16 protein-coding genes are annotated in these 21,470 nt (G+C 42.3%); 7 read left to right on the top strand and 9 right to left on the bottom strand.

The window, feature by feature from the left end:
- Positions 1 to 67: 67 nt before the first annotated feature.
- The 3 genes from BrL25_RS07620 to BrL25_RS07605 all read left to right on the top strand — a co-directional run bounded on the left by BrL25_RS07620 (position 68) and on the right by BrL25_RS07605 (position 4,861).
- Positions 68 to 358: a hypothetical protein gene (locus BrL25_RS07620; protein WP_236847808.1), complete on the top strand. Its 291-nt coding sequence runs from the start codon at positions 68 to 70 to the stop codon at positions 356 to 358.
- Between the two features lie 155 nt (positions 359 to 513).
- Positions 514 to 1,761 (top strand): efflux RND transporter periplasmic adaptor subunit, encoded by a 1,248-nt coding sequence (locus BrL25_RS07610; RefSeq protein ID WP_018670346.1) that lies wholly within the window; start codon positions 514 to 516, stop codon positions 1,759 to 1,761.
- Complete coding sequence (locus tag BrL25_RS07605) at positions 1,754 to 4,861, top strand: efflux RND transporter permease subunit (protein WP_018670347.1); 3,108 nt, start codon at positions 1,754 to 1,756, stop codon at positions 4,859 to 4,861. Before BrL25_RS07610 ends, BrL25_RS07605 begins: the two co-directional genes overlap by 8 nt.
- 125 nt (positions 4,862 to 4,986) lie before the next feature.
- Here the strand turns inward: BrL25_RS07605 and BrL25_RS07600 are convergent, their stop codons facing one another.
- The 7 genes from BrL25_RS07600 to BrL25_RS07570 form a co-directional block, all read right to left on the bottom strand.
- Positions 4,987 to 5,319 carry a spore coat protein gene (locus BrL25_RS07600; RefSeq protein ID WP_018670348.1) on the bottom strand — a complete coding sequence of 111 codons (333 nt, stop codon included), beginning with the start codon at positions 5,317 to 5,319 and terminating at the stop codon, positions 4,987 to 4,989.
- A gap of 27 nt (positions 5,320 to 5,346) precedes the next feature.
- Entirely contained in the window at positions 5,347 to 5,637 is a 291-nt protein-coding gene (locus tag BrL25_RS07595) for a hypothetical protein (RefSeq protein ID WP_018670349.1), read from the bottom strand.
- Positions 5,638 to 5,812: 175 nt separating this feature from the next.
- Positions 5,813 to 6,634 (bottom strand): nucleoside/nucleotide kinase family protein, encoded by an 822-nt coding sequence (locus tag BrL25_RS07590; RefSeq protein WP_018670350.1) that lies wholly within the window; start codon positions 6,632 to 6,634, stop codon positions 5,813 to 5,815.
- Positions 6,635 to 6,753: 119 nt separating this feature from the next.
- Entirely contained in the window at positions 6,754 to 7,602 is an 849-nt protein-coding gene (gene proC / locus BrL25_RS07585) for a pyrroline-5-carboxylate reductase (protein ID WP_018670351.1), read from the bottom strand.
- A gap of 28 nt (positions 7,603 to 7,630) precedes the next feature.
- Positions 7,631 to 8,932: a glutamate-5-semialdehyde dehydrogenase gene (locus BrL25_RS07580; protein WP_018670352.1), complete on the bottom strand. Its 1,302-nt coding sequence runs from the start codon at positions 8,930 to 8,932 to the stop codon at positions 7,631 to 7,633.
- A gap of 22 nt (positions 8,933 to 8,954) precedes the next feature.
- Positions 8,955 to 10,106: a glutamate 5-kinase gene (gene proB / locus BrL25_RS07575; RefSeq protein WP_035311883.1), complete on the bottom strand. Its 1,152-nt coding sequence runs from the start codon at positions 10,104 to 10,106 to the stop codon at positions 8,955 to 8,957.
- Positions 10,107 to 10,489: 383 nt separating this feature from the next.
- Positions 10,490 to 11,227, bottom strand: coding sequence for a hypothetical protein (locus BrL25_RS07570; protein ID WP_018670354.1), 738 nt, complete (start codon positions 11,225 to 11,227; stop codon positions 10,490 to 10,492).
- 248 nt (positions 11,228 to 11,475) lie between these two features.
- Here BrL25_RS07570 and BrL25_RS07565 point away from each other — a divergent pair, with 248 nt between their 5' ends.
- From BrL25_RS07565 to BrL25_RS07550, 4 genes are all read left to right on the top strand, one after another.
- The gene (locus tag BrL25_RS07565) at positions 11,476 to 11,889 is read left to right on the top strand and encodes a hypothetical protein (protein WP_018670355.1); all 414 of its coding nucleotides are present in this window, start codon (positions 11,476 to 11,478) and stop codon (positions 11,887 to 11,889) included.
- A gap of 257 nt (positions 11,890 to 12,146) precedes the next feature.
- Complete coding sequence (locus tag BrL25_RS07560) at positions 12,147 to 14,555, top strand: 3-hydroxyacyl-CoA dehydrogenase/enoyl-CoA hydratase family protein (protein ID WP_018670356.1); 2,409 nt, start codon at positions 12,147 to 12,149, stop codon at positions 14,553 to 14,555.
- A 30-nt stretch (positions 14,556 to 14,585) separates the two neighbouring features.
- Positions 14,586 to 15,764, top strand: a complete 1,179-nt coding sequence (locus BrL25_RS07555; RefSeq protein ID WP_018670357.1) for an acetyl-CoA C-acetyltransferase — start codon at positions 14,586 to 14,588, stop codon at positions 15,762 to 15,764.
- A gap of 56 nt (positions 15,765 to 15,820) precedes the next feature.
- Positions 15,821 to 17,599, top strand: coding sequence for an acyl-CoA dehydrogenase FadE (locus tag BrL25_RS07550; RefSeq protein WP_018670358.1), 1,779 nt, complete (start codon positions 15,821 to 15,823; stop codon positions 17,597 to 17,599).
- A 53-nt stretch (positions 17,600 to 17,652) separates the two neighbouring features.
- On the opposite strand, the gene BrL25_RS07545 is transcribed toward BrL25_RS07550, so the two are convergent.
- Together BrL25_RS07545 and BrL25_RS07540 are read right to left on the bottom strand one after the other, a co-directional pair.
- A complete protein-coding gene (locus BrL25_RS07545; RefSeq protein WP_018670359.1) occupies positions 17,653 to 18,708 on the bottom strand; it encodes a LacI family DNA-binding transcriptional regulator in 1,056 nt (351 codons plus the stop codon).
- 96 nt (positions 18,709 to 18,804) lie between these two features.
- Entirely contained in the window at positions 18,805 to 21,168 is a 2,364-nt protein-coding gene (locus BrL25_RS07540; protein ID WP_018670360.1) for a glycoside hydrolase family 31 protein, read from the bottom strand.
- Positions 21,169 to 21,470: the final 302 nt, after the last annotated feature.

Below are 21,470 nucleotides of genomic sequence, written 5' to 3'. Positions count from 1 at the left end.
GATTTCCCCTATAAAGATTCTTGTTTGTAGGGGAAATCACTATTTATCTTTTCGAGAGGAGCAGCAGATGAATTTTCAAAAACAAGAGCAAACACCCCTCAAAAAACCTGTGTTCCAGTGGGTATTAACGCATGTCAGACCATATCGTTTTTGGGTTTTTCTCTGTATCGTTACTTCTCTGATCGTAGCGACGGTCGAAATTTGGATGGGAATCTTAATTAGAACGATGGTAGAAAATACAAATGACTATCAAAAGCTAGTAAGCTTCGCCACCTTGATTTTCGGATTAACGATTGTCGGCTTTATGGTAAAAGCTTTTAATCTAAAGGATGTGTTATTTGAGAAATATTCAAATTAAGAATCCATCAGAATTAATTGCAGGTGTGCAAGAAGCATGCTGGGATGCGGTCAGAATTCATTAATTCAGACCCCCTTTATCAAATGGAATGAAAGTTCATTCCGATAGTCAGTTTTCACAATCTAACAGATTTATAATATAGGAGTGATAAGAACATGAATACTACCGTACAAAAAAGGTTTTGGATTCTACTCATACTCTCCCTCTCGATGATCGTGATGACGGCATGCAGTAAAGATAAGGAAGCAACTGTTCAACCGCAGGAGGCGAAAATAGTTGTAGCAGAGGCAATTAAAGCGAAAACATTTAAAGAGATAAGTGAGCTTTCGGGGACGCTTGCTCCCAAGGAAGAAACAACGTTATCTTTCGAAGTAGCAGGAGAGATCAAGTCTTTACTCTACAAAGAGGGAGATCAAGTAAAAAAAGGGGATATCTTGGCCCAGCTTGATTCCACAGATTACTCTCTCCAGCTAGCTTTGGCCGAGGCTAATGTATATGGTGCGAATGCTAATTTGGCTAAAGTAAAAAACGGCTTCAGAGAACAAGAGGTTCAGCAAGCAAAAGTAGCGGCTGATGCAAAGAAAATTCTGCTGGAAAAGGCACAAAAAGATTACATACGCATGGAGCAACTTTATAAGAGTGGTGCGCTCCCTCAAACTGAGCTTGAAAATGTCAAAAACGCACTTGAACTTGCTAAAAAAGACTTTGCCTCAGCTCAGCAATCCTACTCGCTTGTAGTGGCAGGGGCCCGGACGGAAGATATAAGCTCGACTCAAGCGAGCTATCAGGGCGCTGTTGTTGGTCGAAATCAGGCCGTAGCCACTCTAGCAAAAACACAAATAAAAGCTCCGATTACTGGAACAGTACTATCAAAACTAGTGGATGTGGGACAACTGGCGAGTCCGGGCGTTCCTATTTACCGTATCGGTAACATTAACCAACTAAAAACAGTTTTACCCGTACCTGACAGGGATATATCCGCCTGGAATGTAGGAGATACAGTCGAATTTACACTGTATGAGCAAAAACGTACAGGAAAGGTCTCAAAAGTCTATCCAGCCACCAATGAGCAGACAGGTACGATCAGCGTAGAAGTTATGATTGATAATGCAAAGCATGACTGGTTTCCCGGACAAGTAGTGAGTGCGAAGAGGGCCTTGTCACAAAAAGAAGGAATTTTTGTGCAGGTAGAAGCTGTCTTTAGCCGAGGGTCTGGTCCTTTTGTCTATGTGATAAAAGATGGGAAAGCAAGGAAGACACCTGTAACCCTTGGCCAATACGTTGATAACTTTCTGGAAATTACATCCGGGCTACAAGCAGGAGATATGTTGATTACGAAAGGTGCTGACCGATTGCTCGATGGTGACATTGTTGCCGTGGGAGGGGGCAAACAGCATGATTGAGTATTTCATCAAAAAGCGAAAAATAACGCTTGTATTCTTTACGATGGTGGTGCTAATTGGGATATTCATTTCCCGTTCACTTCCTAAGCAGGAACAACCAGACACCATTGTCAGTATGGCTACGGTCACAACCATTTATCCGGGGGCAACTCCAGAAAAAATGGAACAAACCGTAACAAAGAAATTGGAAGAAAAGATCAATGAGGTTCAAGGCATCAAATCAATTAGTTCCGAATCCCGTTCTGGGATATCCCTTATTACCGTTAGGTCAGAGAGTAAAGTCGAACCGAAAAAGGTATTTGAAGAGCTGCGGAAAAAAGTGAAGGATGCTGAGACTGATTTACCGGAGGAAGCAGAGCAACCAATCATTAATGATGACATGAGTCGTACGTTTATACAGACTTTTCAAATTACGACTGAATCATTTGAAGAAATTCTTCAGCTACGCGATACACTTGATCTTTGGAAGGATCAGCTTCGTACCATACCTGGTGTTTCAGACGTCTCTATACTCGGCTTGCCAAAACAGGAACTAAAAATACATATAAATGCCCAAAGATTGCAACAATACAAAATTTCCTGGACACAAGTCATGAATGCTGTTCGAACGAAAAACGAAACGACGCCACTTGGGGATGTTAACATTGACACCCGTAAATATCAGCTTACAATGCCTGTTAGCTACAATGCTGACACATTCAAAAAAGTAATTGTGACCCGTACAACAGACGGAGTGCCTGTTTATCTTCAGGATATCGCGACGATTTCAGATAGTACCAAAAGACTTGAATACCGAACCTATTATAACGGCAAGCCTGCTGTGACGGTCAGCATAAATGGCGAATTGGGAAGCGATGTTCCTAGGGTTCAGAAAGCCATTGATCAAAAGCTAGAAACGTTAGAAAAGAATCTTCCTTCGTGGGCAAAAAAAGAGCCTGTCTTTTCCCAGGTGGATCGAATTGATGAGCTTTTCTCTGGACTTTTTCACGAGATGCTGATTGCTATTGTGGCCGTTCTTTTCATATGCAGGCTAGGTTTGAACCTGACGACGTCCATGATGGTAGCGTTGGCGATTCCGATCTCATTATCAGCAGGAATGGCTGTCCTGCCTTTCTTTGGAATTACACTCAACCAGATGACGATCTTCGGGCTCATCATTGTACTTGGTATTCTTGTGGATGACGCAGTCGTAGTGAATGACAATATCGAGAGAAGGCTTTCTATACTGGGGGAAGACCCGTATACGGCTGCTATATTTGGAACCAAAGAGGTCTCCGTTTCAATTATCACAGCTACTCTTGCTACGGTTTCGGCGTTTGGGCCGATCATTTTTCTTCCTGGAGATGCGGGGCATTTCATCTTTCCCGTTCCGGTCATCATCATCTTCTCGATGCTGGCCTCAATGCTCATGTCACTTACGATAGTTCCTATTTTTAGAGAATGGAACGAGAGGCGGAACAAAAAACAGACAAACTATCAGAAGCCAGCCGGTCTATTAGGAAAACAAATCAATTCCTTGATTCATTGGTATGGGGATCGCGTAATGCCGATTATGCTGAAGAATCCATTAAAAACAGGAGTAATTGGGGTATTGATAGCAACCGTGTTTTATGGATTGATTACATTTATACCCGTTCAGCTTTTTCCTGATGACGACAGACCACAGATGATTGTCAACATTAGCACGCCTGTTGGCAGTAATTTGCAGGAAACAGATCGAATTGTTCAGAGCGTTACAGAGTGGATTCAGCAGCAGCCGCATATTGAAAAGGTCTCTGCTTTCGTAGGTGGGAATGGGCCACAGATGATTCCGAGTGCACCACCTGTCGGATCAGGAGAAAATATGGCACAATTGGTAATTACATTTGATAATAAGCAGATGGATTCAAGAAAAGTCCTGAAGCCGTGGATGGCACAGTTTAAACAGATGTACCCAGAAGCAAATATTATTCCCTATAGTGTAAAGGCAGCGATGTATACAGGAAGTCCGGTAGCCATTCGGGTGTATGGAGACGATTTGCATCAGCTATATGCCATTTCGGAGCAAATAAAACAACTGATTGCCGAGACGAGGGGAACTTATAATATAAACGATACTCTGGGTAACGAGCAATATTCCCTACAATTCAATGTGAATCAGGGAAATATGGATAAGAAGTTGATCAGTGAAGCTGACTTGACGAGGACATTACGTCTGATTAGCCAAGGAATTCCTATGGGGCAATTTGATAATGGAAAAAATTTGGTTGATATCACTCTGCTTGCGGATCAATCGGGAATGACAACTCAGCAAGTCTTTGAGCAGCTCACGGTTCCAAACGTTCAGGGTCAGCTCATTCCTGTTGCTCAGATAGCCGAAATGAAGCCATCCTTATCACTACAGAATATACCCCGCTACAATTTGTCACGCAGTGTTACAATTACGAGTGATGTAGGGGATCGGACGGCCAATGATGTGATGAGAGAATTGAAAGAGAAGATGGAGAGGCTAGAATTACCAGCTGAGTATGCATGGAATGTAACTGGTGAAACAGAAGAGGAAACCGATATTTTACTTGATTTAGGAATGCTGGCGGTTGTAGCGGTTTTCCTCATTTTTCTCTTGATTGTCATACAGTTTAATTCGTTATCCATTCCTATTTTGGTCATGAGTACGGTTTATCTGGCGATTTCTGGTAGCTTAATCGGGTTATTCATCACAAGAACACCAATCGGATTTATGACAGTGGCGGGCTTTATCTCCTTGTCTGGGATTGTTGTGCGAAATGGGATTGTATTGATTGAGTTTATCGAGGAGGCAAGACATACTGGTGTTGAACTGAAGGAAGCGGTTATTGGAGCTGGTAAAGCCCGATTGAGACCGATCCTGTTAACAACTCTGGCAGCGATAGCAGGCCTTACACCAATGGCGATTACGGGCAGTGTGATGTTCAAACCGCTCGCTATTACCATCATTTCTGGACTATTGTTCTCCATGCTACTAACGCTGATTGTGGTCCCATCCCTGTATACGGTTCTTGCAATTGGCAAGCAAAGGAAAATCGCAAGAAAGAAGGCTCGGGAACAGATAAATAGCCAACAGGTTGAAAAGCCATTGTAAGTCAAGGCTTCCTCAGTGGTCGTAAAAAAGTAAAAAGGAATGGATAGCGAGTCAAATGATTTACGACTGTTACCCATTCTTTTTTACGTGTCTTAAAAAGTCTACGATAAGCTTTTCGTTGTTGATTAATGATTATATGGAAATTGAGTCGAATACCCGCTAAATTGCTGGTGAGCTTGTGTTACCTTTTGTTGATCTTCCACCTCAAGCTTATACCAGCCTTTTTGGAACATACAATTATATAATTCACGGGCTGATTGATGAGTTTCCGTTAATAATTGCAAATAGGATTCATGTAATTGCTGGTGACTTGCTTCCCGTACGGCATCATTTAGGCTGTCAGTCAAATATTTGCAGGTGCTAAGCGCATCGTTGATATAATCACGATCATTCATTTCAGGTCCTTTGACTTGCGGTAGTTGTTTAGATTGCGGATTAGCTATTTGTTTGTTTTGCATAGAGATGTACCCTCCCTTTCCTTGAGATTATTGCATTTGTGGCAAAGATCCTGTGACGGCTGTATTGTTGATTGTTAGGTGTGTCAGCAGTTGTTCATAATGCATTTGATGCATGTAGCCCGTTTTGTTCAACAGGTCTTTTATCTGAGGGTCCTGTACCTGCTGTGCGAAAAAATGGAGCTTCTTAAAAGCGTTTAACTCCCAAGACATAGCATCCTTTAGATAACTTAAATCCTTGCCTGTAATGATCGTAGGCGGAGTTGGAAACGGAAGTTGTTGATTTTGGGAGTTAGCTAATGTAGAAGAGATTGTTTGCATAGGGAAAGCCTCCTTTCAAATCATAGACAGTTTACAAAGATAGCTTTTGTTTGAACAGAAGGTTTCATACGAGACAAAAAAGCCCTTTCCTAAGCCAACTGGCATTTAAGGAAAGGGCTGTACATATTTACTCCTCATCTTTATTATCATACATGTAAAAGAGGAGTATGTTATTTTACTTGTCGTTTGTAGCTTGGACGAATTGCAAAGTAGTAATTTCAAAGTCAATGCTGGCTGGAGCAATAAATAAGTAGTATTCTAACTCCTCCTGCAATTGATGCTGTAACTCAATTAACCGAGAACGTAAATCTTCTCCGAGCATTGCCTGTACAGCCAATGTAACTTGCAGGCGAGGCATAGCTTGAAATGTGTAATCTACCTTGTGAACTTTCACGACAGTGTTATTTCGATAGCAGGCCTGCTGTACTAATTTACGCAATACCTGTTCATGAATCTGGATACGACCTTGAGAAAAGGAAGGTTGAACAACTGTGGTTTCGCCCACGTGTTTTTTTGAGGAAAAGATTTGCCACGCTGAATCGACAATACGTTTAAACAAATCTTTTTCTACTTCTACGCGTGGGATAGGAATTACGTGCTGACCCATTGTTTCGCGAACATAGCGTGCTGCTTCAATCTCTTTTTCAGGCTTGATCGCTTCTATTGGTATGTATTCCGTTACTTCTGGCAAATCAAGAGCACTTACAATCTTTCCGATCATCCGTGTTGAAGTGCCCAGAATTAAAATCTTCTCTATAGGGAGCTTGTGCAGAACGCGCGATACCTCATCGACATGATCTGAAAAGTGAAAGATAGCGCGTTTTACTGCACGAATTTTTGTTTTTTCGTATTTAGCTGAGTAGCCTGCAACCTTACGACCCTCGTAGATGAGAATCCCATCATCAATGATGGCATCAATGTGACGTGAGTGGGCGAGACTTAATGCACTGGTGCTTTTACCTGTACCACTAGGGCCATAGAGAGCATATACTTGCACAAACTTCCCTCCTCCACTTTTTTATTCAGTATAGCATGGATTAATCAAGTACAGGGAGGGAAGCAGGTAACAGTAACAAGTAATATGGAAAATGCTAATAGAAGTCCGTAGACGTCCTTTTACCGATAAGGTGCTCCTAGCTCTCGTGCACGTTCAGTTGCTCGTAAAACCGCTTCTGTTATGGCTTGTTTAAAACCATGCGATTGCAATACCTCTAGCCCTGCTTGTGTAGTTCCACCGGGGCTAGTTACTCTTTTGCGTAGAACAGCTGGTTCTTCTTTGGTGGCTAACAACATGTGCGCAGCACCGAGCAAGGTTTGCACTGTTAGCTCACGGGACATCTCCTGTGAAAGACCTGCTTGTTGTCCAGCACCTTCCATCGCTTCAACGAGATAATAAATATAAGCGGGACCACTTCCCGATAAACCAGTGATAATATCTAATTCTTGTTCAGGGACTGTACACACCTGACCGATTGACTGAAATAAACATTCTGCTATGGCCAGATGGTGTGCAGATGCATATCTACCAGCAGCCATTCCAGTTGCAGATAAACCTACGGCCGAAGAGGTGTTTGGCATCGCTCGAATGATTGGACATTCCACTCCGAGCCATTCTTGAATAGAGGAGGTAGGGACACCGGCAATGACCGAGATAATCAAGTGATCCGGTGTTACGTAATCACGTAAGGTTTGGCAGGCTGTGGCTACGTCTTTTGGTTTCATTCCTAAGAATAATACTTGAGATTGTAGAAGCATGGCAGATAAATCACGAGTTGGGATTACTCCGTACTGCTCTTGCAACTCACGGAGCCTGGCATCATCTGAATGATTCGTCACATTGATGCTACTAGCAGGTAGTAAATGTTTAGCTGTGATACCTTTTACAATGGCTTCTACGATGGAACCTGCTCCCATAAAACCCACGTGTAGTTGTTGGCATATCTGGTTAGCTTGATGATTGTTCATGAGAGAGATCTCCTTTCGTGAATGAATATTATCGCGTTTGTCCGTTCCCTAAGACACGGTATTTAATTGAAGTTAAAGCTGTTAGTCCCATGGGACCACGAGCATGTAATTTTTGTGTACTGATTCCAATTTCAGCTCCAAAACCAAATTCCCCACCATCTGTAAAACGAGTGGAAGCATTATGGTAAACAACAGCAGCATCTACAGCTTGCAAGAAGCGTTCTGCTTGCGTTTGATCCTTGGTCAAGATAGATTCTGAGTGCTTTGTGCCATAGGTAGCGATATGTTCTAAAGCTTCGTCTATATTGGTAACTATTTTAACAGCTAGGATTGAATCTAGGAATTCAGCATGCCAGTCTTGCTCGGTAGCTAAGACAAGACGATCGCGTAACTCCGGATGGGAAGCAAATGTTCGTTCGCATGCTCGTAGCTCTACTTCTGCATCAAGAAGGGAGGTCAAAAGAGCTGTTGATTGATCATGCCCAAAATCCTGATGGATAAGTAAAGATTCAAGAGCATTACATACAGCAGGACGACTTAGCTTAGCATTTTGCACGATGGCCTGGGCCATGGAATAATCAGCTGTTTGATCAATGAAAATATGGCAGTTACCCACTCCTGTCTCAATAACAGGCACAATGGAATTTTTCACAACACGATTGATTAGCGATGCTCCTCCACGGGGGATGATTACGTCGATAATTCCATGGAGGCTGCACATGACATCTACGGCCGCTCGATCGGTCGTAGCAAGGTACTGGACAGCTTCATGTGGTAGCCCTAGATTTTGTAGGGCGGTTTGAATACTTTTAACCAAAGCTAGATTAGAACGAGTGGTAGAGGCACTGCCGCGTAGTACTACTGCATTTCCCGTTTTTAGTGAGATTGCAGCCGCATCCACTGTAACATTAGGACGTGCTTCATATATCATACCAACTACCCCTAGTGGTACACGAACGGAACGAATAGATAAACCATCCTTTTGTACCCACTCAGCAGTTGTTTCGCCAATTGGATCAGTGAGAACAGCTAAATCCTCTAGGCTATCAGCCAAGGCGGTAATACGTTCAGGGGTTAGACTGAGACGATCAATTAAGCTATTGAGCTGTCCGCTTTCTGTTGCTTTGTCTACATCATGTTTATTTTCAGCTAAAATATAAGCCTGATCAGCTACAAGTTGTTCTTTTATAGCGCGTAATGCAGCATTCTTTTGTTCACTAGTCAAAAGGGCTAATTTTCGTGAGGCATGTTGAGCTAATTTCGCCTGTTTAGTAACTTGGTCAACGACCTGCTGGGAAGTTACTTTCGTTTGTTGGTTTCCTTCTCTCATTTTTTCCACTCCTTTTTCCTGCTTATTTTTGGATGAGATGAGGTAGCGATACCCATTGATCTCGATGGATTGCTTCTGTAATAGGTTTTTCCTTTTGCGGCTCACTAATGATTTCACGCAACAGTTCACTATCATACCGACAGACACCTCGGCCAATTAAACCAGCAGGAGCATAAACTTCAACAACATCCCCTTGAGAGAAGTCACCTTCCACACTGGTAATTCCTGCTGGCAGTAGACTGCTTTTGCGTTGCTGGATAGCTTCTTGGGCCCCAGCATCTACATGCAAGCGACCAGCGATAGCGGAATGTAGGGCAATCCACTGCTTTTGTGTAGAAACACTCTCACGTTTTTCAGCAGAATGAGGAGAAGCGGTGTCAGAATCCATTTCACCAAAATCTCCAATATAGGTTCCTTCCCCAATTCCATTGATGACGTGTAATAAGCTATCTTTTGAGGATAATCGACCGATAAATGTACGCGTGCCGACTTTTAAAGCAGTCTCAGCAGCGATTACTTTTGACTGCATTCCCCCGGTACCAAGAGATGAACCAGAACCACCTGCTACTGCCTTGATTTCGTCTGTAATGGTAGCGACCTTGTCGAAACGCTTTGCGTCAGGATGATTTCTTGGGTCTTTATCATAAATACCGTCTGTATCAGTTAAAATGATGTAGATGTCAGCATGTAACATACCAGCCACTAATGAACCTAACATATCGTTATCGCCAAACGTTAACTCTGTAACGGAGACAGTATCATTCTCATTAATGATAGGAGTGATGTTCCGTGAGAGGAGTAGTGACATCGTTTGAAACGCATGACGGTATCGTTCCTGATTAGAGAAGTCACTGCGAGTCAACAGAATCTGTGCGATATGATAGCGATAGGTTGCAAACAAAGCTGAGTAATGCTCCATCAAAATACTTTGTCCGATGGCTGCTGCGGCTTGTTTAGCCACAATAGTTCTCGGTCGTTGTTCATAGCCAAGCAGGCAATATCCACTTGCTACAGCTCCAGAACTCACGAGTACTACTTCGTGTCCTTCACCACGCAGAGCTGCGATGGCATCTACCAAGAGACTCATTTTTTGCTGATCGCAACCGCCTTGTTTCTTTGCTAAGGAACTGCTTCCTACTTTCACCACAATGCGCATTTTTCCAGTCTGATTCATGTTGATCTGCTCTCCTTTTTCATCTCTAACAAACAAAAAAACCTTCCATCCTTAGAAAAACATAAGGACGAAAGGTTTACTTTCGCGGTACCACCTTAATTAAATGTCGAGCCAACCTTACATGGATCGCCATCTATCTTTACACTTAAAGAAAGCCATAAATAGGCCTATAAGCGCTTTCCTTGATAACAGGGGAAAGAATCCTGTCTAGGTCGTCCCTAGCCGCTCTGGGATGGGTTCAAGCTGTCTCATGCACGCGATCTTCCAGCCAATGGATCACGTTCTCTGGAGCAGAAAGGGGGCTTTACTATTTCCCTTCAAAGCGATGAAGTATGATTATTTACATCATTATGATGGGGAGGACAGGAAAATGTCAAGGGACGTTACTGGAAATTTTCCTGTCCATATATACCAGAGCGTTTTGTTATTTCGTACCGTTTGGATTCATGATCCCGCCCCAAGTGATAACGGACAAGCGAGCGAGAGGATACAGTAGTAGGTGAAATCCCTGTCACTTCTACAATTAATCCATTATTTTCAACGGAGACTTTCATATTTTGGGTAGTGATAAATACAGGATAGCGCCTTGTAGAAGTAGAAAGATACACATTTCCATCAACGATTTTCGTATCTAAATGATCGTATAAAGTAACTGCCAATGGTCTACTCCAATACTGCTGAAAGAAAGCAAGAATTCCATCCCTAGTATTATAAGGTTTTGGCAATTGCCGATAAATGAGTCCATCTTCTTTCATTTCTTTGCCATCAGGAAGGGTGGCAGCGAAATATTCTAGGTCAATGATTACCTGTTCGGCTTTTTGTAAGAAAACCGACACATCATTGAGATTTGTTTCCATATGAGCCATTGCTGTCGTTTGCCATTTAGAGTGTTCCTTTTTTGTGTCGGCTATTTTTATGTGGCCTAATTTTCCATCAGATGTAGCGGAATTTCCCTTGTGTTTATTGGCAGTACTTTGTGATTTAACGCTTTTCTCTGCCTTTTGACTCTGTTCTTTTTCACTGGTATTCTTTGATTGCTCTGGTGGTTTACCACCTTTACATCCCGTTGTCCCTGCTACAATTAGAGCTACTATCAACGGAATAACCCACTTTTTGTGCATAACCAATCACCTCACCATTTTCTCCTTTTCTGCTAGCTTTTGAGTAGAAAGTCGATTTCAAACCCGTTAGATTTTACTAACAAAAAGCATGGAGTAAGAAAGAGATGGTTATGATAAGACAATATTCAAGCGAGAAAACGGAAAAAAGAACGACGAGGGGTTGTTTGTTGACTGTTTTCCCACTATCATAAAAGGGATAAGCATTGAAAATAGGGGGGAGCCCCCGTTATTTGAGGTGGTAATAACGCATGTTCGGATTTGGAAATAAACAAAGAAAATTAATGACGTATGACGTACTGCTTGTAAAAACAAAAGATGGTAAGGGTCGTGACTTTTTCCAAGTTGCTTTTCATAGCTCCCAAGCCGCTGATATTATGAGTATGATTATGAAACTGGAGAAATCTAAATATAATTCAACGGAATATCTAGGTGAGCTTGGTGATTTTCGTATAATTACCCATTATGAAGGGGTAGAAAGCATTAATATTCATGACACTGTAGACCCTGATGCGACACCTGTTCAAATTCAAGATTTCGCGAATATTATGCTTCGTCGTTTTGAATTGCTTCAAGAAGCTGGCAAGCTGGAAGAAACAGATGAGTTAGCTTTCTTTATGGGCGAATTAACGATGCTACGCGATGAATCCTTTACAGGGTTATAGAATTTAATCAAATAGTGGTCAAATTCAGAAAATAGGATTGCAAGGTATGGTTATTTGGTTTACAATGAAGCTGAACAATTACTTAATTGGTAGCAAATGTCAACATTCCACAGAATCGAAAAAATAAGACGATTTTTGTGGAATGTTTTTATAGGCAGATAATGAATGAGCATTCATTCAAATGTAAAAACGACACCAAATCTGCCTACCTGCTAAAATCAAAGCCAATGATACAGGCATATGAAGGAGGAGACTTCATGGAACGCAAAATTAACAAAGCTGCGGTCTTGGGATCAGGGGTCATGGGAGCTGGTATTGCTGCCCATTTGGCTAACGTAGGTATCCCTACTTATTTACTGGATATCGTACCGCGTGAATTGACGGAGGATGAAAGCAAGAAGGGATTGACGCTGGATAACCCAGCTGTTCGTAATCGTATTGCACAAGCAGGTCGTGATCGACTGCTAAAGGAAAAGCCAGCGCCTCTGTATGATAAAGATTCCATCTCCCTCATCACAGTAGGCAATTTGGAGGATGATCTAGACAAACTAAAAGAAGTGGATTGGATCATTGAGGTTGTTGTCGAGAATGTAGACGTGAAAAAGCAGGTATTTGCTAAAATAGAAGCTTATCGTAAACCAGGCGCGATTTTGTCCTCTAATACTTCGGGTGTTTCCATCAATGAAATGTCTCAGGATTGTTCAGAAGAATTCAAAAAATCCTTCCTGGGAACGCACTTTTTTAATCCGCCTCGCTATTTAAAGCTCTTAGAAATCATTCCAGGTGAGCATACTGATCCAGCCTTAGTTGAATTTATGATGCATTTTGGAGAATTTGTACTCGGAAAAGGAACTGTTCTTTGTAAGGATACACCGAATTTTATTGCCAACCGCGTTGGTACATATGGTCTACAAGTGTCCATTCAGGAAATGCTACGTCTCGAATTAGGAGCAGACGAAGTAGATGCTCTTACAGGTCCAGTAATTGGTCGTCCAAAAAGTGCAACGTTCCGGACCTTGGATGTGGTAGGTCTGGATACGTATGTGCACGTTGCAAAAAATGTTCGTGATAAAGCAACGGATGAAGCCGAAAAAGCCATGTTTGAAATTCCAGAGCTACTTACCAAGATGGTGGAAAATCGCTGGTTAGGTCAAAAAACTGGTCAAGGCTTCTTTAAGCAAGAAAAAACGGCAGCAGGAAAAGAGATAGTAGTTTTAGATACGAATACGTTGGAATATAAGCCAAGGGTAAAAGCGAAGTTTGCTTCACTGGAAGCTGCTAAACAAGCGAAAACATTGCCACAGAAATTACAGGCGATCGTGTATGGAAAAGATAAAGGTAGCGAATTTTTATGGAACGTATTGAAAAAGACGATGCTGTATGCCGCAGCAAAAGTACCAGAGATTGCTGATGACATTGTTTCGGTAGATAAAGCAATGAGATGGGGTTTTGGTTGGGAACTAGGTCCCTTTGAAACATGGGATGCCATAGGTCTTGAGAAATCAGTGGCTCGTATGAGAGAAGAGGGCGAAACGATTCCAGCGTTGGTAGAGGAGCTACTAGCTAGTGGCAAAACCTCCTTCTATGAACAAACTGAAGGCAAGGTAACGGCTTTCCATATTGGCGGGGCCTTTAGGGAGTTAGAAGAGAAAAAAGAAATCATTAATCTAGCTGCTCTAAAAGAACAGGGCAAAGTGATTGTCAAAAATGCAGGTGCGTCCTTAATTGATCTAGGTGATGGAGTAGCTTGCTTTGAATTTACTACGCCGCATAATGCACTTGGTGTGGATATTTTACAAATGTTCAACAAGGCAGCAGATGAGGTAGAGAAAAACTTTACCGGCATGGTTATCGGAAACCAAGGCAAGAACTTTTGTGTTGGCCTAAACTTAGCGATGGCTTTAATGGAAGCACAAGATGAAAACTGGTTTGAGCTAGATATGCTGGCTAAGAAATTCCACAACACCGTTAACCGAATACGTACAATGCCTCGTCCTGTAGTAGCCGCGCCGTTCGGAATGACGCTTGGTGGCGGAGTAGAGATTTGTTATATGGCTGACCAGGTGCAATTAGCGGCGGAAACCTATCTTGGCTTTGTTGAAGTAGGTGTTGGGGTATTGCCTGGAGCTTGTGGTACAAAAGAAATGTTATTTAGGGCGATGGAAAACATTCCGAGTGGAACTCCTACTCCTGTCGATGCTTTCCCATTTGTGGCACGTGCATTTGAGACAATTGCCATGGCTAAGGTATCCACTAGCGGTAAGGAAGCCATTAAATTAGGTTATATGCGTCCAACCGATCGTGTTTCTATAAATCAGGATCATCTATTATATGATGCTAAACAAGCAGTACTAGAGCTTGATAAACGAGGATATACAGCTCCTGTTGAACGCAAGATTCCAGCTATCGGAACGACAGGATATGCCTCATTACGTCAAAACATTTATGGATTGCGTGAAAGTGGCATGATCAGTGAGCACGACGAATTAATTGCAACGAAAATTGCTCGGATCATGTCTGGGGGAGATGTCCCAGCAGGTACGCAGGTTAACGAAACGTATATTCTTGAACTTGAGCGCCAGGGCTTCCTTGAATTAATCAAAACACAAAAGACACAACAGCGCATGCAACATATGCTTGCTAAGGGAAAACCGTTGCGTAACTAAACAAGCGTCGGAAAAGAAGGAGGAGAAAGCATGAGAGAAGTAGTCATCGTGGCAGGAGCACGTACGGCTGTAGGTAAGTCAAAGCGCGGCTCATTAAAGGATGTTCATCCAGTTGATCTGGGCGCATATGTCGTAGAGGATTTGCTTCGCCGTGTTCCGAATCTGGACCCGGCGTTGATTGAGGATATTATTATTGGGAATGCAGTGCCAGAAGCGGAACAAGGAACCAACATGGCTCGTTTAATCGGTCTTCGTGCTGGACTGCCGACCAATGTATCAGGGATTACGATAAACCGTTTTTGTTCATCTGGTTTACAAAGTATCGCTTATGCAGCTCAACAAATCATGTGCGGTGGTGCTGATGTCATCATTGCAGGTGGTGTAGAAAGCATGAGTCTTGTACCGATGGTTGGTAATAAGGTAGCTTTGAACCCAACTTTGGTAGACACGATGCCAGAAGCCTACATGGGCATGGGACATACGGCAGAGAGAGTAGCTCAGCGTTATGGCATTAGCCGTGAGGATCAGGATCAATTCGCGGTAAGAAGCCATCAGCGTGCGGCTGCTGCTATTGCGGCTGGTAAGTTTAAAGATGAGATCGTCCCAGTACCAGTGAAGCAGGTATATGTAGATGACAACGGTAAGCGTCATGAGAAAGAATTTGTATTTGATACGGACGAAGGTGTACGTACTGATACAAATGTTGAAACCTTAGGAAAATTACGACCAGCCTTTCATGTAAAAGGTAGCGTTACAGCGGGTAACTCATCCCAAACTAGCGATGGGGCTGCCGCCGTTCTAGTGATGTCTAGAGAAAAAGCAGATGAATTGGGTATTAAGCCAATCGCTAGATTTCACTCCTTTGCGGTAGGTGGTGTTGATCCTGATGTGATGGGAATTGGCCCGGTTGTTGCTGTTCCAAAAGCCCTGAAGCAGGCTGGACTTAGCATCCAAGATGTAGATTTGTTTGAGTTAAACGAAGCATTTGCCTCGCAATCTTTAGCCGTTATTCGTGAGCTAGGCATTGATGCTGAGAAGGTGAACGTTAATGGTGGTGCAGTCGCATTAGGACATCCTTTGGGATGCACAGGTGCCAAATTAACGGTATCTCTACTCAATGAGATGAAACGACGTCAGTCAAAATACGGTGTTGTAACAATGTGCATCGGTGGCGGTATGGGAGCAGCTGGGGTGTTTGAGATTCTGTAAGTAAAAAAGATGAAAGCATGAATCATGCTTGTTAAATATGGAAAGGAGAAATTGACATGGCAGATGTAAAAGAAATTGTACGCGGTGGAAGCTTTTTGATCGAGACAGGTTTAGCAGAAGATGTATTTACTCCAGAGGATTATACAGAAGAACAGAAAATGATTGCAAAAACTACAGAAGAATTCGTCATTAATGAGGTGTTGCCTCATTTGGAAGAGATTGAACATCATCATTTTGACCATTCTGTTCGCCTGTTAAAAGAAGCAGGAGAATTAGGGCTATTAGGTGCAGATGTTCCTGAAGAATATGAGGGACTTGGGCTTGATAAAATGAGTTCCGCGTTAATTACGGAAAAAATGGCACGTGCACGTAGCTTTGGACTAAGCCACGGTGCTCATGTAGGGATTGGTTCCTTGCCAATCGTTTACTTTGGTAACGATGATCAAAAACGTCGGTACTTACCTGACCTGTCATCGGGTCGACGCCTAGCAGCCTATTGCTTAACAGAGCCGGGTTCTGGTTCCGATGCGTTAGGTGCTAAAGCAACAGCGCGACTGTCTGAGGATGGTACGCATTACCTGTTAAATGGTGAAAAACAATGGATTACCAACGCTGGATTTGCTGATGTATTTGTGGTCTATGCAAAAATCGATGGTGAGCATTTCACAGCCTTTATTGTAGAGCGTGATTTCCCTGGTGTATCATTTGGACCAGAAGAGAAGAAAATGGGTATTAAAGGTTCTTCTACTCGTACCGTTATTTTTGAGGATGCTCAGGTTCCAGTCGAAAATCTATTGGGTGAGCAGGGCAAAGGTCACGTGATTGCATTTAATATTTTGAACGTGGGTCGTTATAAATTGGCGGTTGGTACAGTAGGTTCTGCAAAACGTGCATTAGATATTGCTACTGAATATGCAAAAGAGCGTAAACAATTTAAAACGCCAATTGCTAACTTCCCGCTTATTCAAAATAAATTAGCTTCGATGGCAGCAAAAGTATATGCGTCTGAAAGCTCTGTATATCGTACGGTAGGTATGTTTGATTCTTCCCTATCAAGCTTGGGAGAAAAAGCAAATGATGGTCGTGAGGTAGCAAAGGCAATTGCTGACTATGCGATTGAATGCTCCATCAACAAGGTGTTCAGCTCAGAGGTATTGGATTTCTGTGTGGATGAAGGCGTGCAAATCCATGGTGGATATGGCTTTATGTCTGAGTACGAAATTGAGAACATGTATCGCGACTCTCGTATTAATCGGATTTTTGAAGGTACCAATGAAATTAATCGCTTACTGATTCCTGGCACATTGGTTAAAAAAGCGATGAAAGGCGAATTGCCTTTGTTGCAGGCAGCGTCAAGCTTACAGGAAGAGTTGATGAGCTACTATCCTAGCGAGTTGGAAGAAGCTCCTTTGGCTGTTGAAAAGCATCTGTTGGATATGACGCGTAAAATCATTTTAATGGTTGCAGGTTCGGCTTTGATGAAGTACCAAAAGCAATTGGATCAAGAACAAGAACTACTAGCGATTGCGGCCGACATGCTAATCGAGCTGTATGCTATGGATAGTGCCGTGAAACGCACTGAAAAAGCGATAGCAAAGAATGGAGCAGACAAAGAACAGCACAAGCTAAACATGACAACGGTGTTTGTGCATGAAGCTTTTGAGCGGATTGAGCAAGGGGCGAAGGAAGCATTAGCAGGAATGGAAGAGGGAGATGATCTCCGTTTACGCTTATCTATTCTGAAAAAATTGACTCGTCGTGATCCAATCAATAGCATTGGATTAAAACGTCAAATTGCAGCCCGCTTATTGGAGAAGAATGGCTACGCTGTATAAAAACATATAGATTGAGCATAAAAAAGGTTGCCAAGATAGTCGGCAACCTTTTTTTAATTTTTCTTTTTTAGTTTTTTGGGGGTGGAAGTACGATAGTTATCGCAAGAATTTCGCTCTACTAATTTGAAGGGAATAATAATGCGTTTGGTGGGTTCATTTGGCTGTTCAAGCTTCTCAATCAAGCATTTTCCAGCCTGATACCCCAATTGAAAGATTTGAATATCCACTGAGGTGAGCGGCGGCTGGGAGATTTCCGTGATCAGAGCATTATTAAAACTAATCAAAGAAACATCTTGAGGCACCTGAACCCCGATTTCGTTAAGTACTCGCAAAATTCCTAAGGCCATCATATCATCGGTAACGATCAGGGCAGTGGGTCTGTTAGGCAAATTCATTAATTCAATTGCGGCTTCCTCACCGCCTTCTCGTAAGACTTTTTCCCGGACAATATATTCATCATGTAGGGTGAGAGAAGCTTGGGTGATGGCCTGCTTGTATCCTTCTAAACGGTCAATGGTTACCACCATGTCAGGAGAACCACCGACGAAAGCGATTCGTTCATGCCCCTTTTGGATAAGGTACTCGGTAATTTCTTTAGCCGCTGAATAGTTGTCGTTGTCAACATGATTAATGGCATCCATGTCTATATGCGGTTTTCCCACCATTACAAAGGGGAAATCTCGTTCTTTTAGGTAGTTGGTAACACGGTCGTTAATTTTGGAATAGAGAAGAATCAATCCATCTACTCGACCACCTTGAACCATTCTCACAACGCCATCATATAATTCTGCTTCTGTCTCCCCGGTGGACATACAGATAGCGTACTCGCGGCTGTGGGCAATTTTGCTGATACCTCGGATCACTTCAGGAAAGAAAGGATTTTGGAAGATACGATCCGTTGAATCAGGCATCACCAGCCCGATGGTTTGAGAGGATTTGCTAGCGAGACTCCGAGCCTGGTAGTTAGGATGATAGCCGAGTTGTTCCATTGCTTCTCGGACTCGCTGCTTGGTTTTTTCGCTAATGCGTGGATGGTTGGCAACGACTCGAGAGACTGTAGATGGTGCTACATTTGCTGCCCTTGCTACATCTTTAATTGTTACCCCCATGCGTTACCATCCCTTTCCACTTATTCTTTCATTTGTTTTACACTATGATCCCTCATGAAAAAACAGTCAGGGAGGCGCCCCCAACTGTTCTATTATTTATTGGCTTAGTTGAAATGTGAGGATATGTTTATCTTTTAAATAAGAGCCTGTCATTTCTTGACCATTAACATAGATGGTTTTCATAGTATCTACTCCATGTATGTGGACAATCATTGATGTCCAAGAAGGCGAGTAGCCAGTGTGAATATCCTCTATGTTTATTTCTACTTGATTTTCATCGTGGTGACAAGTAATTTTTCTCTCTACATATTGATTATTTTGATAGGAGAAAGTACAACCGTCGTCTTCATACAGGATATACTCCGTTTTTTGTTGACTTGGATAGATATGAATAATGATTTGCTCGTCAGGTACCTTAGTGGATAATTTGACTGGTGCTTCCGGAATAATTGCTCCTTCTTTCACAAAAATCGGTAGGGTATCTAATGGTGCAGAGACCATGATATGTGTACCGCCTTCGAATTTCGTATCTGTCCAGTAATCATACCAGGTGCCTGCTGGCAAATAGACAACACGATGGTATGTTGATGGTCTAGTGATGGGAGCAATTAAAACATTCTCACCAAGTAGGAACTGATCAGATAAATTGCCGGTATGTGGATCATTTGGATATTCCAGTACAAGTGGACGCATCACAGGAAGACCCGTCTGATGGGCTTCTCGGAACAACGTGTATAAGTGCGGAAGCCATTTATAACGTAGTTCAATATATTTCTTTGTGATTATCTCCACTTCTTCCCCAAACGCCCATGGCTCTTGTGCAACTGTACCAAGGTTGCTGTGGTTTCGGAAATAGGGAGTAAAAGTACCAAGCTGCGTCCAGCGTGTCAGCAATTCACCGGTAGTATCATGAGCAAAACCACCAACATCAGGCCCGGTAAAAGGTACCCCTGATAACCCAAGATTCATGCACATAGGTATCGCCATTTGCATGTGCTCCCAGAAGCTCCGATTATCTCCTGTCCAGACAGCGGCATAACGTTGTACACCAGCGTATCCAGCTCTGGTCAGTACGAATGGACGCCTTCCAGATAATTGTTCTTTTAAACCTGTATAGGTAGCCTCGCCCATTAGGAGCCCGTAGATATTGTGTAATTCACGATGGGTTTTTGGATTTCCGTCATTTTCATGTATGACTGATAAATCCATGGTCTTTGTTTCATTGAAAACGGCTGGCTCATTCATATCATTCCAGATACCTTCAATGCCCATGTCTGTATAAAATTTTTGCTTTTGTCCCCACCATTTCCGTACATTCGTATTGGAAAAGTCAGGGAATGCACTAATTCCCGGCCATACTTCCCCTAAATAAATATTTCCTTCGATAGATTTGCAAAAGTGATTTTCACGCACGCCTTCTTGATAGATAGGGTATTCTGCATCTTGTTTGACTCCTGGATCAACAATGGGAACGATGTTAATTCCTTCTGCTTTTAATTCTTGAATCAGCGAATGGGCATGAGGAAATCGGTCATAGTCAAAGGTAAAAACACGGTACCCATCCATGTAATGAATATCCAGATAAATGGCATCGACAGGAATCTCTTTCTTCTTAAAATTCCTTACCAGCTCACGGACTTCCTGTTCGTTTTTATAGCTGTAGCGTGATTGATGATAGCCGAGTGACCATTTAGGGGGAATGTCCATGCGTCCTGTTAATGTGGTGTATTGGGTAATAACATCCTTTGGGGTAGGACCCGCCAGAATGTAATAATCTAATTCTCCACCTTCTGCCCAAAAGGAATAGCTGGTTGAGCTAGATTTCAGATCAAAAACGCTGCGATACGTGTTATCAAAAAAGATTCCATGCGCAAAACCATTCCGAATCGTCATGAAGTACGGAATGGATTCATAGAGAGCATCAGTCTCTGGATTATGTGGAGCAAACACGTCTGTATTCCACATTGTCATTTTTTCACCGCGTTTATCAAGAAAGCCGGTTTTTTCTCCAAATCCATAAAAATGGTCGGCAGCATTCATTTCTTTAAAGCAGATAATTTCTTGTTTTTGTGTAAAAGCCATTCCTCTCTCGCCTTCTTCTACAAGCAATCGGCCCAGAGGATCATAAGCGGCAATGCGAAAAGGATTTTTGTTGATTTTTAGGTGAAGACTAGCTGTTTTAATCAGGAGATACTGATCGTGGTCCTCACATATAGAATCGATATTTTGAGGAGCTTTTATTAGAGCGAAACTACTTTCTAGGGTTGGTTTTGATAGCGGTTTCATAGTTATCCGGACAATATCATCCGCATAGAAGGACAGATTAACCCAGCCACGCTCACAGCGAAATTGGAAGCGATCAGTGTTTTCATAGTCTAATAAAGTACCAATGTCATAGTAGGGAGTTGAATTGTTTGCTTGTTCATTTCCAGGATGAATGGCAAAACTGGTATCTTGCATATAAGAACCTCCTTCGTTCTTTTTTTGACCGTATGTTTGAAAGGATCTCATCCTCATTATATTTTCAATTAATCAATTGTGCAACCGGTTGCATTAAGTTAATTTTGAATCGTGTATCGTCCCTTTCTTTAAGGAGGTGTTTTTTATTCGGTTTATAGGGGAATAAATCGTGTATTAAACGTGTTTTTTATTAATAATGTATAAGCGATATAGTCTCTGTTACGAAAAGGGAATGTATTATAAATTTTCACTTGTTTTATGAAAGCGTTTTTATTACAATAATTTTGTGCAAACGATTTCAC

Origin of the sequence: Brevibacillus laterosporus DSM 25, assembly GCF_002706795.1 — a bacterium.
In the GTDB taxonomy this organism is placed as follows: Bacteria; Bacillota; Bacilli; order Brevibacillales; family Brevibacillaceae; genus Brevibacillus_B; species Brevibacillus_B laterosporus.
Note: the sequence above shows the minus strand (reverse complement) of the source record. Positions and strands in the feature narration are given on the sequence as shown.